General features: G+C 47.5%; 13 protein-coding genes. 4 read left to right on the top strand and 9 right to left on the bottom strand.

What is annotated here, in order from left to right:
* Positions 1-13: 13 nt before the first annotated feature.
* From FHS60_RS02165 to ung, 9 genes are all read right to left on the bottom strand, one after another.
* Positions 14-463, bottom strand: coding sequence for a GatB/YqeY domain-containing protein (locus FHS60_RS02165; protein WP_183695095.1), 450 nt, complete (start codon positions 461-463; stop codon positions 14-16).
* An 18-nt stretch (positions 464-481) separates the two neighbouring features.
* Positions 482-1,837 carry a cell division protein FtsZ gene (ftsZ, locus tag FHS60_RS02160; protein WP_183694410.1) on the bottom strand — a complete coding sequence of 452 codons (1,356 nt, stop codon included), beginning with the start codon at positions 1,835-1,837 and terminating at the stop codon, positions 482-484.
* Positions 1,838-1,962: 125 nt separating this feature from the next.
* On the bottom strand, positions 1,963-3,285 hold the full coding sequence (gene ftsZ, locus FHS60_RS02155) for a cell division protein FtsZ (protein ID WP_009347719.1): 1,323 nt from the start codon (positions 3,283-3,285) through the stop codon (positions 1,963-1,965).
* A 25-nt stretch (positions 3,286-3,310) separates the two neighbouring features.
* Positions 3,311-4,744: a cell division protein FtsA gene (ftsA, locus tag FHS60_RS02150; RefSeq protein ID WP_009347720.1), complete on the bottom strand. Its 1,434-nt coding sequence runs from the start codon at positions 4,742-4,744 to the stop codon at positions 3,311-3,313.
* Between the two features lie 46 nt (positions 4,745-4,790).
* Positions 4,791-5,531 (bottom strand): cell division protein FtsQ/DivIB, encoded by a 741-nt coding sequence (locus FHS60_RS02145; protein ID WP_009347721.1) that lies wholly within the window; start codon positions 5,529-5,531, stop codon positions 4,791-4,793.
* Between the two features lie 97 nt (positions 5,532-5,628).
* Positions 5,629-7,008, bottom strand: a complete 1,380-nt coding sequence (locus FHS60_RS02140) for a UDP-N-acetylmuramate--L-alanine ligase (RefSeq protein ID WP_221189624.1) — start codon at positions 7,006-7,008, stop codon at positions 5,629-5,631.
* 42 nt (positions 7,009-7,050) lie between these two features.
* The gene (murG, locus tag FHS60_RS02135) at positions 7,051-8,160 is read right to left on the bottom strand and encodes an undecaprenyldiphospho-muramoylpentapeptide beta-N-acetylglucosaminyltransferase (protein WP_183694407.1); all 1,110 of its coding nucleotides are present in this window, start codon (positions 8,158-8,160) and stop codon (positions 7,051-7,053) included.
* A 552-nt stretch (positions 8,161-8,712) separates the two neighbouring features.
* Entirely contained in the window at positions 8,713-9,303 is a 591-nt protein-coding gene (locus FHS60_RS02130; protein ID WP_183694404.1) for a DUF3109 family protein, read from the bottom strand.
* A 2-nt stretch (positions 9,304-9,305) separates the two neighbouring features.
* Positions 9,306-9,968, bottom strand: coding sequence for a uracil-DNA glycosylase (ung, locus tag FHS60_RS02125; RefSeq protein WP_183694401.1), 663 nt, complete (start codon positions 9,966-9,968; stop codon positions 9,306-9,308).
* A 197-nt stretch (positions 9,969-10,165) separates the two neighbouring features.
* On the opposite strand from ung, the gene FHS60_RS02120 reads away from it, so the two are divergent.
* From FHS60_RS02120 to speA, 4 genes are all read left to right on the top strand, one after another.
* A complete protein-coding gene (locus FHS60_RS02120) occupies positions 10,166-12,340 on the top strand; it encodes a M6 family metalloprotease domain-containing protein (protein ID WP_183694398.1) in 2,175 nt (724 codons plus the stop codon).
* An 835-nt stretch (positions 12,341-13,175) separates the two neighbouring features.
* Positions 13,176-15,506: a type I DNA topoisomerase gene (gene topA, locus FHS60_RS02115; protein ID WP_183694395.1), complete on the top strand. Its 2,331-nt coding sequence runs from the start codon at positions 13,176-13,178 to the stop codon at positions 15,504-15,506.
* Positions 15,503-16,027, top strand: coding sequence for a shikimate kinase (locus tag FHS60_RS02110; RefSeq protein ID WP_183694392.1), 525 nt, complete (start codon positions 15,503-15,505; stop codon positions 16,025-16,027). Before topA ends, FHS60_RS02110 begins: the two co-directional genes overlap by 4 nt.
* Before the next feature lie 30 nt (positions 16,028-16,057).
* Positions 16,058-17,950, top strand: coding sequence for a biosynthetic arginine decarboxylase (gene speA / locus FHS60_RS02105; protein ID WP_183694389.1), 1,893 nt, complete (start codon positions 16,058-16,060; stop codon positions 17,948-17,950).
* Positions 17,951-18,063 lie beyond the last annotated feature (113 nt).

Below are 18,063 nucleotides of genomic sequence, written 5' to 3'. Positions count from 1 at the left end.
CCTTTATAGGGATTTATCCCAGCAGTTGGCGTACGAGGGCTGAGATGGCGCCGCCGTCGGCTTTTCCAGCGAGGCGTTTAGTGGCTGTACCCATCACTTTGCCCATTTCTTTCATGCTGGTAGCACCTACTTCGGCGATGATAGCACGCACTTCTTTTTCCAGTTCTTCGGGCGAGAGTTGCTGCGGCAGGTATTCATCATAGATTTTAGCCTGCTGTTCCTCCGCTTCAGCCAAGTCGGGGCGGTTATTATCCGTGAAGAATTTGGCTTGGTCGTGACCAGATTTTGCCATTTTGGCGATAATCTTGATTGCCTGCTCATCGGTGAGTTCTCCATTAGAGCCCGGAGCAGTTTTAGCTTCGATGAAGTTCTTTTTGATCATGCGCAGTGCCTCGGTGCGTACTTTGTCGCGCGACTTCATGGCTGTCATGATGTCTTTGCTTATTTGGTCGAATAACATAATATATAAGTATTGTAGTGTTTATAGATCTGTGAAGTCAATGGTATGTTCAGGGCGGTAGGGCTCACTGAGATCGATGGTGGTGGCCGTTTCGGGGATGACATGACTCTCAATCTGCTTGAGCTGTTCGCGTGTGCGCTTATAGGCGGGTATGGCATCAAGTTCCATCACCAGGTCTTCGTTGTCGAGGTCGTCGGTTGAGAATATATAGTTGTGTGGTATGATTTGTTTCTTCTGCCCTTTGGTCGTGCCGTAGATGCGTTCACGGCGTTCTTTTCTGCGTTCCTCAATTTCGGTGAGTACGCCGTTTTCGATAATTTCTGGTTGGTTGTTGTCGAAGCCAAAGCCGGAAGCAACTATGGTGACTTTTACTTTGTCGTCGAGTTCGGGATTGGTTTCAAGTCCCCATTTTGTTTCCACATCCGGACGGAATTTGTTCATAAATTCCGTTACTTCGTTGAGCTCTTCCATCTGCAGCCCCTTAGTTTCGTCAGGGTTGAAACTGATACACATCAAGAAGCGCGTGGCTTTGAAGATGTCGTTGTTGTTGAGCAAGGGGGAATGGAGCGCTTCATCAATGGCTTTGGTCAGTCGGTTTTGGCCGCGGCCGTATCCATTAGACATAATAGCCACTCCGCCATCGCGCAGAACCATCTCGACATCTCTAAAGTCGATGTTCTCAATGCCGTGCATGGATATCATCTCAACAATGGAGCGGACGGCCGTAGAGAGGGTTTCGTCGGCCTTCTTAAACCCATTGATAACAGAGAGGTCGGAATAGATATCTTTGAGCCGCTCATTATTGACTACTAACAGTGCATCGACTTCATTAGCCAGCGCATCGACACCGTCTAAGGCTTTATCGATTTGGCGCTGCATCTCGAAGAGGAAAGGAATGGTGACGATGCCGACAGTGAGGATGCCGCGTGCTCGAGCCTCACGCGCAATGATGGGCGAAGCTCCTGTGCCTGTTCCGCCGCCCATGCCCGCGGTGATAAATACCATGTGGGTATTCTTGTCCAAGGCTTTGTTGATGGCTTCAAGGCTTGCTTCTGCCAGTTCGCGCCCTTTTTCAGGTTTTCCGCCCGCACCGAGTCCAGGGCCTAATTGGAGGCGTTCGGGGACAGGCGAAGAGTCCAACGCTTTACGATCAGTGTTGCAAACAAGGAAGTTGACATCATGGATTCCTTCGCGGTACATATTGGCAACGGCATTGCCTCCACCTCCACCTACGCCAATGACCTTGATGATAGAAGGGTCGTTGGCGTTTTTCAGGTTTATGATGAGTCCGTCCTGCGGCTGTTCGAGCGTTAACTCTCCGAGGAAGGACTCATTGTTTTGCAGTTTTTCTATGTTATTGTTTGCTGTATCGGACATGTATGGATGTTTATGAATGAGTGGGGCAGTAGGAAAGGGCCGGGCATGAAGCCCGGCGCTAAATATCAGAAAGAGAGAAGACGAGGCTTCTCCCTATGAGGATTGTTCTTGTTTGTCGAGATGTTTTATACGAAACTAATAGATGCGCCTGGATCTAAATTAGCCGATTCGGGCTCAATAGCCATTACTCCCAAAGCCTTGGTGTTGATTTCCTTGAGCGTTTCCTTGGAGCGTTTGAACGTGGGCGTGAGTTCGACCATTGATATGATTTCTTCGTTGTCGAGGTCTTCGAGGTTAAAGAGATAGATGCGTGGTTTGCGGCGTTGCCCTGATTTCTTCTCGTCCGTACCGTAGTACTTGTTGCGACGGTCTTCGTATTCCTCTGCCTTTTCGGCTTCGTTGATACGACGCTGTTCTTCTTCGGCATCCATCTTCTCCTGCATACCTGGAATATCGCGCATACCGAAGCCTGTAGCCAAGATGGTGATCTTGACTTGCTTGCCGAGTGCTTCGTTAGTGGAAAGTCCCCACTTCGTTTCTACATCGTCGTGGAACTTCGACATAAACTCGTGTACCTCGTTCATCTCTTCCATCATGAGCGTGTCGCCTTCCTTTTCGGCGCAGAAGGAAATGGACAAGAGCACTTTCTTTGAGTGGAAAATATCGGTGTTGTTGAGCAGCGGAGAGTTGAGCGCGTTCTCGATAGCTTTCGTTACACGGTTTTCTCCTTCGCCGAAGCCTGTAGACATAATAGCAACACCGCCATCTTTGAGCACGGTGCAGACATCTCGGAAGTCGAGATTGATGATGCCGTGCATGGTGATGATTTCGGCAATCGAGCGGGCTGCTACCGACAGGGTGTTGTCGGCGCGCTCAAAGGCGCTCAGTACGTTGAGGTCGGGATAGATTTCGCGGAGGCGTTCGTTGTTGATTACGAGCAAGGCGTCCACGTGCTTACTGATCTCATCAACGCCGTCGAGGGCTTGATCGATTTTCTTGTTACCTTCAAAGCGGAACGGAATAGTGACGATGCCCACCGTGAGTATTCCCATGTCCTTTGCCTCGCGAGCAATGACAGGCGCAGCGCCCGTACCTGTGCCGCCACCCATGCCAGCGGTGATGAACACCATCTTGGTGCCATCGTCGAGCATTCGGCGTATGTCTTCCACGCTCTCTTCGGCTGCTGCACGAGCACGCTCTGGGCGGTTGCCCGCTCCGAGCCCTTCCTTACCCAACTGCAAGCGCATGGGGACGGGAGAGTCGCAGAGCGCCTTACTGTCAGTGTTGCAGAGCACAAAGTTTACGTCGTGAATGCCTTCACGGTACATGTGGTTCACTGCGTTGCCGCCACCGCCTCCGACACCGATAACTTTTATTATCGCAGGAGAGGTGCTGGGCAGTCCCATATCAATCAGATTATTTTCCTTGTGTTGAATATCTTCAGTCATTGTAGTCTGGTTTTAGGGAGTAACATTAGTTTTCTTTATCACTGACAAGATTGTCCATCCAACGTTTGACGCGATTGAAGATTGCTTTGCGTTTCTCGCGCTTTGCAGCTCGTTCGGCTTCAGCCTGACGCTCTGCTTCCAGGCGTGCTTCTTCCTCTTCTTGGAGTTTGAGCTGTTCTTGGAGCGCTTCCTCTTCAGCTTTTTTCTTTGCCTCATCGAGTTTGCGTGCTTCCTCCTGTGCTTTTAGGCGCTCCATCTTTTCTTTAGTCGGGAAGAGTTCTTTCTGACCTTCTCCAATCTCTCCACCGCAGCAGTTCTCGTCGCCTTTCTCAATCAAGGCAATGGCGCTGTTTGCTGCTCCATCTTTGTTGAAGTTCCTTAGTGCCTCCGACAAGCGGAGCGGAATGTTGATGCTCTTCACAAAGGTGACATTGTCGAAGCCTGTGTATTTCGCAAATGCTTTGTCGATATTCTTCATGTTGGAAGCTCCACCGGTCACGATGATACCACCAATGAGTTGCGTCTTATCGAGTTTGGAGAGTTTGATTTGTTCAGCTACGTTTTCGATAATTTCTTCTTGACGCGCCTCTATCAAGCCTGCAAACTCTTCATAGCTAACAGTGTCGCCGCGCTGGAGCTTGATAGGCGTGTATGTTTCTTCGTTTTCGGGGGTGAGGGCAGAACCATAGTTGAACTTCAGCTGCTCAGCCTCGGAGAGTTCGATTTGAAGAGAAGCAATATCGCGGGTGATATTTTCTCCACCCAGCGGAATGACCGCCAAATGGCGCAGAATACCGTTCTTATAAACAGCAACGGACGTGGTTTCTGAACCCATATCGACGAACGCACATCCTGAGAGGCGTTGTTGCTCTGTCAGCATATTTTCGCCCAACGCCAAGAAAGTGATGGGGATGTCGACAACATCGAGTCCTGCTTCATGGAAGCACGTCTTAATGTTATCACACACTTCCTTCTTCGTCACAACGTTGAGGAAGTGGCCTTCGATACTTTCAGCTTGGATGCCAACAGGTTCTAGAGTTGTTTGTGCACCCAACTTATATTCTTGCGTAACGGCTTCCAAGATGTCGCGTTCTGAAGACTGCATCTGGAGATTTTCGTCGTGGATAGAGTCGATGATATCTTCTGTAATCATCGTCTTATCTGAGAAATTCTTTGTGATCTTGTTGGGAACGGTGTGCATACCCATACCACCCACGCCGACATACGTCTGATTGATAGATTTCTTCAGCGTTTCTTCAAGTTTCTTTTTGATGTTGGCGATGCAGGTCTTCATTTTCATGACGTTGTTGATGCGACCTTTGCGGATGAATGCTGCCGACGGTTCCTGCGCCACGGCCAGGATTTGAATACCTCCGTCGGGTTGCTTCTTGCCTGCGATGCCGGTCACTTTTGAAGAACCTAGCTCTATCGCTACGATGAAGTTGTTGTCTGTTGGCATATTCTTATGTTTTATTGTTTTCTGTTGAGGCTAAAGCGGAAAGGCTTTATTTATTGTTTTCTCGCTTTGTTCCAATGACTTGATTGGTGTGTTCGAGGTTTAATCGGGTGTATTTATTCCAACCTACTTGCGGCATAACATTCTCATAGAAAGCTTTGAGATTGCGAAACTTGATTTCCAAACTATCACAATTTCCCAAATTTATCATCTGATTTCCCACACGGGGTACCAGTTCAACGCTGTGATCTTCCGTAACGTTGATTTGTTCCACTTGGTTGTTCCAAAAAATATTGTCGCGCAGAAATTTTCCCAGCTTTACGAGGTTCTTCTTTGCGAAGTTTTTGTCGATATTTCCTGTTGCTACGGCTAAATCGGCCACATAGCCCATTGGAGTCATTGAGTAGCCGTATTCATCGATGTAGTAGTCCTCTCCGTTTTTTGCCATGATGCGGAGTAGCGGCAGACGCTGATTGATGATAAGATTCACATGGCGATCGGGAGTTTTATAGCAGATAGCATCCTTGATGAAAGGATTTTTTTTCAGTACATCCTCAATTTTCTTAGTGCGGATTTCGTCCATCTGTTCTCCAACGGGATGTATGCGAGCCTTTTGCAGTATCCCTTCCGCCTCGCTAGCCGTGATAAAACCAGCATGAGCACTGTCGGTGATGACCACAGTGATGCCTTCACATTTTGCGCGGTTTCCACGACTGGTGAACTTGGCGAAAGCGAAGATCAGATAGGCGGCAAGTGCCAATATGAAGAGTATTTTGAATACCGTTTTCATTGTGTTTCAGAGAGGGATTGTCTGAGTTGTTGTTAGGAGAGGTTGCCGGGCGAGCAGAGAACTTGAGTTTGTCGCGTCTCTTCTTCTGTTGCTGTTTTTAACAGTTGTATTTCTTTTTCAGAATCTCTGTGAGTTCGGGAACATAATTGTCCACATTGCCAGCACCCAGTACCACGAGGACATCAAAGTCATGTTCGCGAACGTAGTTGGGCAATTCTTCTTTGCAAACCATGTGCTTCTCCATATCTGGGCGAAGGTTGTCGAAGATGAGCTGACTTGTTACACCAGGAATAGGTTGTTCGCGAGCAGGATAAATCTCAGTGAGCACAACCTCATCGAGCAACGACAGACTTGCTGCAAAATCTTTGTAGAAGTCACGCGTACGAGTGAACAAATGAGGTTGGAATATCGCACTCAACTTTCGTCCGCCAAACACTTCTCGTAAGCTCAGTATGCTTTGTTTGATTTCTGCGGGGTGGTGTGCATAATCGCTCAAGAATACGATGCGGTCGTTCTTCAACTTGAAGTCGAAGCGGCGATCCACTCCGCTGAACGTCAACATTCCGCGGCGTATTTCTTCCGCCTTAGCTCCTGCAATCTGTGCCAGAGCCATGGCGGCAATGCCGTTGTCAATGTTGATGCTGACGGGAACGCCCAATTCCACGTCTTTGATATTTTCAAACGGCGACACAAAGTCGAAAACGATGTGGCCGTTACCGATGCGCAAATTTTCGGCATGGAAGTCTCCCTCAGTTCGGCTATAGCTGAAGACGCGCACACCCTCTTGCGGGTTGGCTTTCATCTTCAAATCCGTATGCACGATGAGTGCACCTTCGGGCTGGATAAGCTCCGTGTAGTGGCGGAAGCTTTCGAGATAGGCTTCCTCTGTTCCGTAGATGTCGAGGTGGTCTGCATCTGTCGATGTGATCACACTCGCAAAGGGGCGCAAATGGTGGAAAGAACGGTCGAACTCATCTGCTTCAATCACCACAAAGGGGCTCTTCGGGTTGATTAAGTAGTTGGTGCCGTAGTTCTTTGTGATACCACCGAGAAATGCGTTACATCCCACATGGCTCTCATGGAGCAGGTGAGCTGTCATGGCTGTTGTCGAAGTCTTTCCATGTGTTCCGGCCACACAGAGCCCTTTCATCTGCTTCGTCAGAGTGCCAAGCACTTGAGCGCGCTTTTGAATTTCAAATCCATTCTCGCGAAACCACACGAGTTCTTTGTGTTCGGCAGGAATGGCAGGTGTGTAAACCACCAGCGTTGTTTGCGGGTCGCGGCATTCGGTAGGGATGAGGTCGATGTTTTCCTCGTAGTGGATTTGTGCGCCCTCCTCGCGGAGTCGTTCCGTAAGTTCGGCGGGCGTTCGGTCGTAGCCGCCAACGAAAATCCCATTGTGAAGGAAATAGCGCTCCAAGGCGCTCATTCCGATGCCGCCTGCACCGACGAAATATACTGATTTGATTTCTTGCATGATGATATGTGATGATTCTCGAGCGGGAGTACCGCGAGAAACTTATTGTTGTGCTAATTTCAGGACCTCGTCGGCAATGTCGGAGGCTGCATTGGGGCGCGCCAGAAGCAGAATGTTTTGGCTCAATGTCTTTAGGCGTTCGTTGTCGCTCACTGTGTTGATTGCCAGCGGTAGCAGTGTGCGCTGAGCTTCAGCGTCCTTGACGTAGATTGCCGCATCTTTCTGCACGAGCGCCAGCGCATTTTTCGTCTGGTGGTCTTCAGAAACATTGGGTGAAGGTACGAGTATCACAGGTTTACCCAAGAGGCAGAATTCTGAGATGCTTCCTGCACCGGCGCGACTGATAACCAAATCGGCAGCGGCATAGGCTGATTTCATGTCGGAAATAAAGTCCATCACTTTTAGGTTGTCTGGACAGCCGGCTTTGTCTAATTCCGTGTGAATGCTTTCGCTGTAATACTTTCCGGTTTGCCAAATAAACTGGATGTCGGTTTGGCGACGAATGAGATTTAAGTTTGTCAGAATGCTCTCATTCACTGTGCGAGCACCGAGCGAACCGCCCACAATCAGAATCGTCTTCTTCCCAGCTTCTAACCCAAACTGCTGCAATGCGTCTTCTTTAGACATACTCTTATCGAGCAAGTTTTGGCGCACAGGATTTCCTGTAAACATGATTTTGTCGGCGGGGAAGAAACGTTCCATACCATCGTAAGCCACGCAAATCTTTTGGGCTTTTTTCGCCAGAAGCTTGTTAGTCACTCCTGCGTAAGAGTTTTGTTCCTGCAAGAGGGTGGGGATGCCCGCTTTGGCAGCCATATTGAGCGTAGGGCCGCTGGCATATCCGCCCACACCTACAGCCACTTGTGGTTGAAATTCCTTGATGATTTGCTTCGCCATGCGCTGGCTTTTCATGATTTTCAGTAGTACACTGATGTTTTTCAAAAGGTGCTTGCGGTCGAAACCTGCAATGGGTAATCCTTTTATTTCGTAGCCAGCAGCTGGAACACGTTGCATTTCCATTCGTCCTTCTGCGCCAACAAAAAGGATTTTGGCATCGGGGCGCTTTTCTCGGATGGCGTTGGCAATAGAGACTGCGGGAAAGATGTGTCCTCCCGTGCCGCCACCGCTGATAATGACTCTTAATTCATCCATTTTAAGCATTCTATATATTATCTTGCAAATGTAACGTATGAGAGGCGAAAAACAAAACATTTGCTGCTTTTTTATCAATGCGTAGATAGCAGTTGTAAAGCGGTATTTGCAAGTGGGGTAGAGACTTGTTTTTGCTGCCCAAAGACAAAAGAGGTGCTTTGTTGTTTAAAAAGGAACTAAAAATGAAGCTATATATGTAAATAAATAAGTCTGTTAGTTCTTGTGCTGAATCTGACTTTTATATACTCGCAAAGCCTTTTTCTGTTAATTGTTTTTTTAAGAGGTATGGTGTGTTTTGCTTATGGCGGAAAGGTGTAAGTGTGTACCTTTGACTCTTTATCTTTCAGCTGTTTTAAGGCGGAATAAAGGTGCTGGAAAATACAATAAGGCTATCGGCTGACATCCTTATTGCGTCAGTTGATAGCCTTATTGTGCCAGCTGACATCCTTATGCGAGCAACGTTGGTGCTAAGGCTGTCGGCTTATGGTTTTGGAAAGTAAATGTATGTTTGCAGCGTGTTGAAAGTTAACTCAAAGAGGTGGGGTAGAGTTATTATATCATGCGGTGTTTCTTCAGTTCTGTGACGGTTTGGAGCAATTCTTCGTACCATTCTTTGCCGAAGCGGCGAATGAGCGGTTCTTTCAAGAATTCGTAGACACGAAGCCCCAGTTCCCGACCTTTACGGCGTGCGGGTTCGCAAACGTTCCAGCGATGGTAGTTAAGCCCTACGGTGTTGGCACCTAAATACTTTTCTCGAATGGGATAGAGGTAGCAGGAAATGGGTTTGCTCCATTGAGTGCGCCCTTGGCGAAATGCGCGATCCGTCGTACAGAAACAACAGCCGTTTTCGTGGCAAGTGAAAACACAATCTTTGCCGTTGACGATGGAAGTGACCAAGTCACCGTCTTGATCAACATACGCCACGCCTTGTTTCTGAATCACTTCGCGCGCCTTATCCGTTAGTTCGTTTTCTACCTCTGGCAACACATTTTCCAGTTCGCCCACTTCCTCTTCTGTGAGCGGCGCACCAGAGTCGCCCTCTACGCAGCAGATACCTTTGCAAGCGTCGAGATCGCAACAGAAATATTCGGTGATAATATCGGGAGAAAGTACAACGTTTCCTACTTGGATGATGTGAAGCATTTTTACCAATTTATGGGGGTTATATTGTGCTGAATGAGATAGTCGTTGCAGAGCGAGAAATGATGGTTGCCGAAGAAGCCACGATACGCCGAGAGAGGCGAAGGATGGGCACTCGTCAGAACCAGATGGCGTTGGCGGTCGACAATCGCCCCTTTGTGTTGCGCATAACTGCCCCACAAAAGGAATACTAAGTTCTCGCGCTCATCAGAAAGTAGACGCACAACGGCATCTGTAAATGTTTCCCACCCTTGCCCTGCATGGCTGGCAGCTTGGTGGGCACGCACCGTTAGCGTGGAATTGAGGAGCAAAACGCCCTGTTCGGCCCAGCGGCGCAAGCTTCCCGTGGCGGGAGCAGGACGGTGCAGATCGCCTTCGATTTCCTTGAAGATATTTTGCAGCGAAGGCGGCCACTGCACACCATCAGCCACACTGAAACACAGCCCTTCAGCCTGTCCCTTTTCATGATAAGGGTCTTGACCGAGAATCACTACTTTCACCTTGTCGAAAGGGCAGAGGTTGAAGGCGTTGAATATCTGGTTTCCAGGAGGGTAGCAGGGACCTGCTGCGTACTCTTTGCGGACAAACTGGGTGAGCTGACTAAAATAGGGCGCATCAAATTCGTTTTGGAGTTTTTCACTCCAAGAGGGGGCTATCTTTACTTGCATATTCTCTTTTATTGGCGAAGGTACGATTTTGTTTCTATATTGGTGTCTATATCAGTATGTTTTGTTTTTGCAATAAAAGTTTGTTTTCCTCACTTAAAGACGTATTCTCTTGTCTTACTTTGGAAAAGTACTACCTTTGCATTTGGACTTTTATAAAGTCCTACTTTAATCTTGCGAAAATATTTTATGAATTATTTATGAAGAAGTTATTACTCTTACTGTTGGCAACTATGCTGACAATCTCTTCTCAAGCTATCCGTCCGCTCCATATGGCGTTTCCTCACGCGCAAAGCGATGGTACCAGCTTGATGGCTTACAAACACGGCGACGGTCGTTATGCTTTCTCCACTTCGCTTGACAATTTGGTGCTTGTGCCCAATGCGTCTGGCGATCTTTGTTATGCAGTCCTTTTGGATGGAAAACTCGTAGCTTCCTCTATGATTGCTCATGAAGAGGCTGCTCGAACGGAAGCTGAAAAGCAGTTTATCAAGGCTCACCCGCTAACGCTTGCTGAAGCTGCAGCTGCAACAGCTACTGCGACACAGCATCCCCATCGAATTTCAACCAAGATGCTTGGTGTGTCCACCAGCGATGGTCTTGGCAAATTTGGGAAGAGCGGCACGGGCGGTGTTAACAGTATTGGAAAATACAAGATTCCCGTCATCATGGCACAATATCCCGACTTAAAGTTTCAGCCAACGACCACCATTGAAAAGATGAGTCGCTACTTCAATGAAAAGGGATATAAAGACGAACCACAGTGTGTGGGTTCGGCTCGCGACTACTTCCTCAGTCAGAGCAATGGAATGTTCGATCCGACATTTGAAGTAGTAGCTATTGTGACAGTTCCTCAAGGCTACAAATACTATGGCGGCAACAGTCCACAAGGTGGCGATAGCAACGTAACACAATTAGTGGAAGATGCAGTAGCCGCTGCTAAAGCTCAAGGTGTAGATTTTTCCAAATTTGTAGTGAAAGGCGCTATTCCTCTCGTTAGTGTTCTTTATGCAGGCCCAGGTGAGGCCACATCAGGAGCAGATGGTGCCGACTATGTTTGGCCGCAAGAATGCGACATTAATAGGAATATGAGCGGCTTCCATGTCAACTCTTATTTCGTGGGTAATGAGCTTTACCATAACAATGCACTAATGGGTATGGGTGTGTTCTGCCACGAATTTGGTCATGCACTCGGTTTGCCCGACTTCTATCCTACTAATCACAGCTATGACCATGACGATGCTTTCGGTGCTTGGTCTATCATGGACGGTGGCGCTTATGTCAGAGGCGGACGTGCTCCCGAAGGCTACACGGCTTATGAACGTAGCGTGATGGGATGGCTCAAAATCAAAGAACTGACCGATCCGCAAGATGTTACTCTTGATTCTTACGACACTGAGGACGGACAACCGGCTGTGCTGATTCGCAACAGTAATCAGGAGTATTTCATTTTGGAGAACCGTCAGCCTGGAACATGGTATCCTGCTAATCAGGGTAGCGGCTTGCTTCTTACGCGCATTGCTTATAACGCACACGACTGGAACTGGAATATGCCCAACAATAATCAGCACAAAAAACGCGCGATGGTGGTGACGGCTAACGGTGAGAAACTCTACTACAGTGCCAATCAAGCGAACCTCTATGGAAATGGTGTGAACGACATCAAATCATTCCCGCTTTTCGATGGTTCAAAACTTGGAACAAAACCTGTGACCAGTATCACGAAAGTGGGCAACCAGATTAAGTTCAGTTTTATGGCTGATATGGACACAATCTATTCTGAACCTTTCGCTAAAGATCTTGGTAAATTCACGATTCAAGATGTAAGTTTGTCGGAAGGTATCACTAAGGTGTGGAGATACCAGTCCTACTATGGCGCAAAAGGTACGGCTCATTTGGGTAGCAAGAACTATGCTGCTGAGAGCTGGCTGCTCTCTCCTGTGATTGACTTGAAGTATTGCCAGAATGCAAAACTCTTCTTCAAGCATTCCACAAAACTCTTCGGAGGAACCAATGACCAAATCACACTGTGGGTACGTGAAAACGAAACGGACACTTGGAAGCAAGTGACGGATATTACTTATCCTACTGTTGATTGGAACTTTATTGATGCCTCTCCGCTTGGCATTTCTTTGGCCGAGTACGACGGTAAGACCGTACAGTTAGGTTTCAAATATAGCAGTACCGATCAGGCTGCTCCTACATGGAACATTAAGAGCTTCTTGCTTACAGGAAAGAAGACTACGCCTACCAGCATCCAAGCTACGCCAAATGTGTCTTCCTCTGCGCCTGTTGTGTACGATCTCCAAGGTCGTCGCGTTCTGAATCCCACTAAGGGTCTCTACATCGTGAATGGCAAGAAAGTTCTCTTCTAAGTTTTAGCGGATTATTCCGTAGTAGAATATTTTATTTACAAAGGCTGCCGCCAACTCCTCAATAGAGTGCGGCAGCCTTTTCTTTGCCTTAGCCTTACCTGTTGTCTTAGCGTGCAACTCCTACCAGGAGTTTTTTGAAACTTTTTTTGGCGGGGAAACGCATAAAATGTGCTTCATCGTCAATAGCCTTATTGTGTTCTCAAATACAATAAGACTATCAGCTGACATCCTTATTCTGTGAGTCAACACCCTTATTGTAGCAGAACGCACGATGAGGCAGTTGAAACAAAGAAGATACACTCTCTTCCCTGTATCTTATTTTTTGTTGTCACGTCGTCACGTTGTCACGATTGAGGCATAACTGCTTGAAAATGTCCGTATTGCGTGCGTGACAACGGTGTGACAACAAAATCTAACATAAAATTTGTTGTCACACATCTAAATTCTTGTTTACCAATGTGTTTGCTCCGCTGTGACAACGTGACAACAAAAAACAGAATTTTTCTGGTAGGAGAGAGGAAGGAATATTCCTTCAATGCTTGAAGTGCAACACCGTTTCCAGCAGTTTTTTTTAGTATTATCTTTCAGTCTTTTGTTTCGAAGTGGTTAAAGAAAACGATTTCTATAGTTGGAAAGGTATAGGGTTGATGCTTTCTTTTTTATGAGTTTTGTTTTTGTAATAATTTGTTACCGAAAAGTGTGCTTCTGGCTTTTCACTTCTGCAGGCCTGGAACTTGTTGAGAGTCGGGGTGTTCTTCTACTTTTTCCTATATTTAAGGTGTGGTTCAGAAAAATAGCACTAATTTTGCGCCCGAAAAAAAATAAATAGCGCAACATGTCAGACCCCAAAAACTTAGTTATCGTTGAGTCCCCTGCAAAAGCAAAAACAATAGAACGCTTTCTCGGAAAGGACTTTAAGGTGATGTCCAGCTTTGGACACATTCGCGATTTGAAGAAGAAAAATTTCGGAGTTGACTTAAAAAGTTTCGAGCCACAATACGAAATCCCTGCTGATAAGAAAAACATCGTTAAAGAGCTTCGCGCTCAAGCCAAAAAGGCCGAAACCATCTGGCTTGCATCCGATGAGGACCGCGAGGGAGAGGCCATCAGTTGGCATTTGGCAGAGATTCTGGAACTTGATCCGAAGAAAGCCAACCGTATTGTGTTCCACGAAATCACGAAATCTGCCATACTCAACGCTCTCGAACATCCGCGTAATGTTGATCTCAACCTTGTTGATGCTCAGCAGGCGCGCCGCGTGCTCGACCGCTTGGTGGGTTTCAAACTTTCTCCTGTTCTTTGGCGAAAAGTACGTCCGAGTCTTTCTGCTGGTCGTGTGCAGAGTGTTGCTGTTCGCCTGATTGTAGAGCGTGAGCGTGAGATACAAAATTTTGAGACGCACGCCAGTTATGCTGTTAGTGCTTTGTTTGAACTGCCTGATGGAGCGAGCTTAAAAGCGACGCTTCGCAGTCATTTCAATACAAAAGAAGAAGCACATGCTTTCTTGGAGAGCTGCAAATCTGCCGAATTCCGCATTGACAGCATCACAACTCGTCCCACAAAGCGCACACCGGCTCCACCTTTCACCACTTCAACGCTGCAACAGGACGCAGCGCGCAAACTTGGATTCCCCGTTGCGCAAACGATGCGCGTGGCACAAGGCCTTTATGAACGCGGTCTTATCACCTATATGCGTACCGACTCTATGAATCTGAGCGACTTGTGTTTGAACACTTGCGGTCCAGTGATTGAGGCGATGGCGGGTAAAGAATACCACAAACGCCGCACTTACCATACCAGTGCTAAGGGAGCGCAGGAAGCCCATGAGGCCATTCGTCCTACACACATGGACAACGAGGAGATTACGGGTACAGCACAAGAGAAACGTCTCTATAGTCTCATTTGGAAGCGTACTATTGCTTGCCAAATGGCCGATGCCGAACTGGAGAAAACAACGGTTGAAATCAGTATCAGCACCCAGGCGGGCGAGAATTTTGTTTCGACGGGCGAGGTGGTGAAGTTTGATGGTTTCCTCCGCGTTTATCGTGAGAGCCACGATGAAGATAACAATGAAGACGAAGAACATCTGCTTCCGAAAATGAGTGAGGGCGATGTGCTGAAACGCCAAGAAATTGTTGCGCAAGAGCGTTTCACTTCTGCCCCGCTTCGCTACAATGAAGCATCGCTCGTACACAAGCTCGAAGAACTTGGTATCGGACGCCCTTCTACCTATGCTCCGACTATTTCCACCATACAGCAGCGCGAATATGTTGCCAAAGGCGATAAGACGGGCAATAAGCGCAAAGTCAACGTGCTCAAGCTGAAAGATAATCGCATCAGCGAATCGAATCCGCAAGAAACGTTCGGCTCTGAGAAGAAGAAGCTATTCCCAACGGATATAGGTCTCGTTGTGAACGATTTTCTTACACAGTTCTTCCCCGAAATTATGGATTATAACTTTACAGCCAAAGTGGAAAAAGATTTCGACAATGTGGCTGAAGGAAAGGAGAACTGGCACGAACTGATGCGCAACTTCTACGCAAGCTTCGAACCGCAAGTGGAGAAGATTCTCAATGAGAAAACCGAGCATAAAGTGGGTGAACGCGAACTCGGCATTGATCCCAAAACGGGAAAAACTATCAGCGTGAAAATTGGTCGTTTCGGCCCGATGGTTCAGTTAGGTACGGCGGACGAAAGCGAGAAACCGCTCTTTGCTTCTCTCCATGCCGATCAAAGCATAGAGACGATTACGCTCGAAGAAGCACTGGATCTCTTTAAGCTCCCGCGCACTTTGGGCGAGTTTGAAGATAGTCCCGTTGTTGTCAATACGGGTCGTTTCGGACCTTATGTGCTTCACAACAAAAAATTCTCTTCCATCCCCAAAGGAGAAGATCCTCTCGATGTTACCTTGGAGCGCGCCATCGAAATCATACAAGAGAAGCGCGAGGACGAGGCAAAACGCCATATTCTGACGTTTGAAGCCGAAGGTATCGAGGTGTTGAACGGGCGGTTCGGTCCTTTTATCAAGTTTGAGGGTAAGAACTATAAAATCCCCAAGGCGCAGCACGAAACGGCTGCTAAACTCACGCTGGAAGATTGTAAGAAAATCATCGAAGCCGAAAGCAGCAAGCCTGCAAAAACCACCTCTCGCCGCACGCGTCGATGAAAGCCATTATCCTCATTGGCTATATGTGTGTCGGGAAGACCACAATAGGCAAAGAATTGGCTAAGCGCCGTGGGCAGATGTTCTACGACCTTGATTGGTACATCGAAGAACGCTTCCGCAAACGTGTTCCTCAAATTTTTGCAGAAGAAGGTGAGGAAGCGTTTCGTAAGAAAGAGCGCAATATGCTCCACGAAGTGGCCGAATTTGAGAACGTCGTAGTGAGTTGTGGAGGCGGCACGCCCTGCTTCTTCGATAACATCGACTACATGAACCAGGCAGCAGAGGTGATCTATCTCAAAGCCTCTCCCGAAACCATTCTCTCCCACCTAAAAATAAGCAAAGGGAAGCGCCCCTTGTTGGAAGGAATGACGCCCGAGGAGCTGCAAGCGTTTGTGACAGATCAGCTAAAGATGCGCGAGGATTTCTACCTCCGCGCTCGCCACGTGGTTGATGTCGATGTGCTCGACTCAGCCGAAAAGATCAATCGCTTAGTGGAACTCATAGAAACAGAAATCAAATAAGAACAAAACATACTATACTCTACCGAAAGAATGAAGAAATGGAGAATTGAAGACTCGGAAGAACTCTACGGCATCAAAGGCTGGGGAGTGAGTTACTTCGGAATCAACGATAAAGGTCACGCCTACGTTTCACCACGTAAGAACGGCGTGAAAATCGACTTAAAGGAAGTGGTCGACGATCTGAATGAGCGCGATATTACAGCTCCTGTCTTGTTGCGTTTTCCTGATATTTTGGACAATCGTATTGAGAAAACGTCCGAATGTTTCAATATCGCCGCAAAGGAGTACGACTTCCAAGCCGAACACTTTATCATTTTCCCCATTAAGGTGAATCAGATGCGCCCCGTCGTGGAGGAAATCATCAGCCACGGTAAGAAGTATAACCTCGGATTGGAGGCAGGTTCAAAGCCAGAACTTCACGCCGTCGTTGCTACTAATATGGACTCCGACAGCCTCATTATTTGCAACGGCCATAAGGATCAAAACTATATCGAGTTGGCTCTGCTGGCTCAAAAGATGGGGAAGCGTATCTTTCTCGTTATTGAGAAGTTGCCCGAATTGGAAATTATCGCCAAAACAGCCCAGAAGCTGGGTGTTCGCCCCAATATAGGTATCCGCATCAAGTTGGCTTCCAGCGGTGCGGGTAAATGGGAAGAAAGCGGCGGCGATGCTTCTAAGTTTGGCCTCTCTTCTGCCGAGTTGCTCGAAGCGCTCGAACTGCTCGACAAAATGGAGATGCGCGACTGCTTGAAACTTATCCATTTCCACATCGGTAGTCAGATTACGAAGATACGCCGTATCTCTACAGCTTTGCGTGAGGCTTCTCAGTTCTACGTTCAATTGCGCAATTTGGGCTTCGATATACAGTTTGTGGATTGCGGTGGCGGTCTCGGTGTCGACTATGATGGTACGCGCTCGTCCAATTCAGAGAGTTCGGTGAACTATTCTATTCAAGAATATGTTAATGACTGCGTCTACACCTTTGTGGATGCTGCCAATAAGAATAATATCCCTCATCCCAACCTCATTACAGAAGGCGGACGCAGCTTGACGGCGCATCACAGTGTGCTCATTCTCGATGTGCTCGAAAGCGTACATCCAACGATGATGCCTGATGATTTTGAAATTTCTGAATCGGATCATCAGCTCGTTAAGGACTTAAATGAGATTTGGGAAAAGCTATCGCCCCGCTCAATGCTGGAAGATTGGCACGATGCGGAGGACATCCGTGAAGAAGCCCTTGACCTCTTCCGTATGGGTATGATAGATCTCAAGACGAGAGCGCAGATTGAGAGTATTTATTGGAGCATCACTCATGAGGTGACAGAGCTCGTCCACCATCAAAAGCATGTTCCAGATGAGCTTCGCGATATTGATAAGCGCATTGCAGACAAATACTTCTGCAACTTCTCTCTCTTCCAGTCGATGCCCGACAGTTGGGCGCTGGATCAAATCTTCCCTATTATGCCTATTGATCGACTCGATGAGCGTCCCTCGCGCAACGCGACCCTTCAGGACATCACCTGCGACTCAGACGGAAAAGTGGGAACTTACGTTAACAATGGTCATCAAAAGACCTATCTGCCGCTCCACGCAATCCGTAATGGTAAGCACTACTATATAGGCGTTTTCCTTGTGGGAGCTTATCAGGAGATTTTAGGTAATATGCACAATCTCTTCGGAGACACCAATGCCGTCCATATCAGTGTTAATGATGACGGTTATACCATTGATAAAACCATTGATGGAGAAACAGTGGCCGATGTGCTGGAGTATGTACAATACGACCCCAAGCGTCTCGTTCGCCGCTTGGAGAGCTGGGTGAGCAAGGCTGTTGCCGAAGAAAAAATCACTACGGAAGAAGGCAAAGAGTTTATCTCCAACTATCGTGCAGGTCTCTATGGCTACACCTATTTGGAATAATCCCTCTCATCTTTATACTCATATCGGCGAACAAAATCAGCAAAGAATTCTGTTCGCCGATTTTGTTTGTTCTAACAAAGGAATCACACTTTAATTTCATTATCGATAAATAT

Origin of the sequence: Alloprevotella rava, assembly GCF_014195585.1 — a bacterium.
GTDB lineage: Bacteria > Bacteroidota > Bacteroidia > Bacteroidales > Bacteroidaceae > Alloprevotella > Alloprevotella rava.
This window is presented reverse-complemented; position numbering and strand designations above follow the sequence as displayed.

Excerpts from the sequence above, each read along its gene's own strand:
- ftsZ (WP_183694410.1), bottom strand. The coding sequence starts at position 1,837 with ATGTCCGATACAGCAAACAATAACATAGAAAAACTGCAAAACAATGAG.
- ftsZ (WP_009347719.1), bottom strand. The coding sequence starts at position 3,285 with ATGACTGAAGATATTCAACACAAGGAAAATAATCTGATTGATATGGGA.
- ftsA (WP_009347720.1), bottom strand. The coding sequence starts at position 4,744 with ATGCCAACAGACAACAACTTCATCGTAGCGATAGAGCTAGGTTCTTCA.
- FHS60_RS02145 (WP_009347721.1), bottom strand. The coding sequence starts at position 5,531 with ATGAAAACGGTATTCAAAATACTCTTCATATTGGCACTTGCCGCCTAT.
- FHS60_RS02140 (WP_221189624.1), bottom strand. The coding sequence starts at position 7,008 with ATGCAAGAAATCAAATCAGTATATTTCGTCGGTGCAGGCGGCATCGGA.
- murG (WP_183694407.1), bottom strand. The coding sequence starts at position 8,160 with ATGGATGAATTAAGAGTCATTATCAGCGGTGGCGGCACGGGAGGACAC.
- FHS60_RS02130 (WP_183694404.1), bottom strand. The coding sequence starts at position 9,303 with ATGCTTCACATCATCCAAGTAGGAAACGTTGTACTTTCTCCCGATATT.
- ung (WP_183694401.1), bottom strand. The coding sequence starts at position 9,968 with ATGCAAGTAAAGATAGCCCCCTCTTGGAGTGAAAAACTCCAAAACGAA.
- FHS60_RS02120 (WP_183694398.1), top strand. The coding sequence starts at position 10,166 with ATGAAGAAGTTATTACTCTTACTGTTGGCAACTATGCTGACAATCTCT.
- topA (WP_183694395.1), top strand. The coding sequence starts at position 13,176 with ATGTCAGACCCCAAAAACTTAGTTATCGTTGAGTCCCCTGCAAAAGCA.
- FHS60_RS02110 (WP_183694392.1), top strand. The coding sequence starts at position 15,503 with ATGAAAGCCATTATCCTCATTGGCTATATGTGTGTCGGGAAGACCACA.
- speA (WP_183694389.1), top strand. The coding sequence starts at position 16,058 with ATGAAGAAATGGAGAATTGAAGACTCGGAAGAACTCTACGGCATCAAA.